This window comes from Acinetobacter lwoffii, from assembly GCF_024129595.1.
In the GTDB taxonomy this organism is placed as follows: Bacteria; Pseudomonadota; Gammaproteobacteria; order Pseudomonadales; family Moraxellaceae; genus Acinetobacter; species Acinetobacter lwoffii_O.
On sequence record NZ_JAMXXS010000122.1, the window covers coordinates 1 to 233 of the forward strand.

Annotated in this window: 1 protein-coding gene; it reads right to left on the reverse strand. The window is 40.3% G+C overall.

Annotated features, from left to right (window positions below):
• On the reverse strand, positions 1 to 233 hold a 233-nt coding region (locus NI466_RS15890; RefSeq protein WP_354268461.1), incomplete at both ends, for a transposase.

Here is a 233-nt window from a genome sequence, read left to right on the forward strand (position 1 = left end):
GCATGAATTTCATTCACCTGACTAGGAAAGCTTCTTGCCATTAATTTATCGCCTAATAATTTGATGCAATGCATCTTGGTTTCCACCAAACTGCGGCGATGATAGCCTGACCATTTTTTCCATAATGTCCTGCCTAAACGTTTAACTGTTCGAAGTAATTCATTTCGCTCTAGCGAGCTACTCTTTGTATCTTTCCATGGTTTCGCATTTTTTCTAGGTGGAATCACCGCATG